Below are 2,379 nucleotides of genomic sequence, written 5' to 3' on the forward strand. Positions count from 1 at the left end.
CAGTAATACACGTCCATAGCCTGCGGCACGATGCTCCTTGAGAACGGCAATACGTTGCATTTTAGCTGTATCTTCCTCATAGTATGTCAATCGACCAGTGGCCACCATTTCACCATGTTCACAAATTAGCAAATGATGGGCCGTATCTCCCAGCTTGTCATAATGGTCAATTTCTAAATCAAGAGGAACCTTTTGCTCTTCGACAAACACTTTGGTACGGATCGATATTGCCTCCTGTAGCTGTTCCTCTGTTGTTACACTTATAATTTCTGCGGCCATCATCTGTTCCCCCTATCATTAATTCCAAATTGCAAACTCGCTAAATTCGAATTATATATATAAATGATCATGAAGTACAGGCTGACTTCTATTTTTTCACTTTACATATATGGTTAATACATGATATTATCTAGTAACCGCAGGACGGTAGCTCAGCGGGAGAGCATTATCTTGACAGGGTAAGGGTCATGGGTTCGATCCCCATCCGTCCTATCGTCAAAAGCCTTGATTCTCAAGGCTTTTTTTATTTGTCTAGAGATAAAGCGAGTTATCCTGAGAAAAGAAAACAGGTCATTCACTAAGATTTAATCAAGAAATATTTTTTAATTAAAATCATACTTATAAGATAAAAAAGCCGCCCGGAAAAATAGGGTCGACTTTTCTGTATACTCAGATCATTGCACTTTAACAGCACCACTTCTTCAACAAAGCCTTTCACCTTGATCCTTCTATTATATAGAAGAAAAAAAGCAGAACCATCAGCACAATACGTATAGAACTCTTAGATTACGATATAAACCGCCCCGCTCTCACTATCAATCTCCGTGGGGTAAGCAGTCACACATCCAGTATCCGGCTCTTGCACCCGACCAGTGGAAAGGTCGACTTTCCAGTCATGGAGCGGACAATGGACCGATGAGCCACATATCATTCCTTCGGATAACCGCCCCCCTTTGTGCGGACAACGATTCTCAAGCGCATGCACGCTGCCATCGCTCAGACGGAATACAGCTATCTCTGTATTATGAATGCGAACTGTCCTTGCTCCACGTCGGTCAATTTCGTTCAGATCAGCTATTCTGACTCTGTTGGTTGTCGTATTGGTCTCCATTTTGTCAGCCCCCTATTCCATTACTGGCTTAAGTTCCGGCAACTGCACAAAATTTTTGCGCAGCTCTTCGTTGTGAATAATTTCGTGCCACGGATCAGTCGTCTTGCTTAACGTCTCCTCAATTTTGGTCACCAGTTGTTTCCTCGTCTCTGCATTCGCGAGTGCCTGTTTGACGGATTCAACTCCGACCCGTTCCACCCAATGGGCTGTGCGTTCGTTCCAATTGGCCTGCTCGCGATAATACTGCAGATAGGCACCGGTCCATTCCATTACTTCATCCTCGGTTTTAACGGTACAAAGCAGTTCAGCTGCCCGAACCTTAATACCGCCGTTACCTCCAACGTAGATCCCCCAGCCACCGTCAATAGCAACGACGCCTAAATCCTTTATCGTCGCTTCAGCGCAGTTACGCGGGCAACCAGATACAGCCAGTTTGACTTTGGATGGCGCATTCAGCCGTTCAAATGCCTTTTCCAACCGAATGCCCATACCCATAGCATCCTGAGTGCCAAAGCGGCAAAAGGTGTTACCTACGCACGTCTTAACCGTTCGCAGCGTCTTTCCATAGGCATATCCAGACGGCATATCCAACTCGGCCCAGATCCCCGGCAAATCCTCCTTTTTCACACCAAGCAGGTCAAGACGTTGGCCACCCGTAAATTTAACCAGAGGCACATTGTATTTTTCTGCGACAGCAGCAATTTTCTTCAGGTCGGCAGGTGAAGTAACTCCTCCATAAATGCGGGGCACGACAGAATAGGTGCCATCTTTCTGTATATTGGCATGGTACCGTTCATTCGTGAATCTGGATTCCTTCTCATCCTCATAATCCATCGGCCATACCATACCTAGATAATAATTGAGGGCCGGACGACATTTCGTGCAACCTTCCGGTTCGTTCCATCCCAGCACATTCATCACTTCTTTAACGCTCTTCAATCCCATCTCTCGAATGCCATCAATGATCGCTTCCCGGTCAAGCGTCGTACAACTACAAATCCCCTCTTTCAGCGTTTCTCCGGCTTCTGCACCTGCGTATAGCTGTAAGAGTCCCTCCACTAATGGCTTGCAGCCGCCACATGATGCCGATGCCTTCGTACATGCCTTAATCTCCCCGACACTCCGGCAGCCAGCCGCAACCGCCTCTCCAATGTCACCCTTGGATACACCATTACATCCGCATACAATTTCGTCATCAGGCATCTGCTCCAGCATCATGGCGCCACTAGCTTCAGGTTGACCGGGATTGAAGCCAAGTAATAACTCTT

The 2,379-nt window shown here is 46.6% G+C and carries 3 protein-coding genes and 1 tRNA gene; 1 reads left to right on the plus strand and 3 read right to left on the minus strand.

The features are described from left to right. Positions 1-279 (minus strand): GNAT family N-acetyltransferase (locus GRP75_RS24500; protein ID WP_337194264.1); only part of this gene is annotated, 279 nt, incomplete at its 3' end. A 141-nt stretch (positions 280-420) separates the two neighbouring features. Between GRP75_RS24500 and GRP75_RS24505 the strand changes: the two genes are divergently transcribed. After that, a tRNA-Val gene (locus GRP75_RS24505) sits at positions 421-492 on the plus strand. 289 nt (positions 493-781) lie between these two features. Here the strand turns inward: GRP75_RS24505 and nirD are convergent. Continuing rightward, positions 782-1,111: a nitrite reductase small subunit NirD gene (gene nirD, locus GRP75_RS24510; RefSeq protein ID WP_076292956.1), complete on the minus strand. Its 330-nt coding sequence runs from the start codon at positions 1,109-1,111 to the stop codon at positions 782-784. Positions 1,112-1,123: 12 nt separating this feature from the next. Further along, a partial coding sequence (locus GRP75_RS24515; protein WP_160790622.1) for a (2Fe-2S)-binding protein occupies positions 1,124-2,379 on the minus strand: 1,256 nt, incomplete at its 5' end.

Origin of the sequence: Paenibacillus sp. OT2-17 (genome assembly GCF_009827695.1) — a bacterium.
In the GTDB taxonomy this organism is placed as follows: domain Bacteria; phylum Bacillota; class Bacilli; order Paenibacillales; family Paenibacillaceae; genus Paenibacillus; species Paenibacillus polymyxa_B.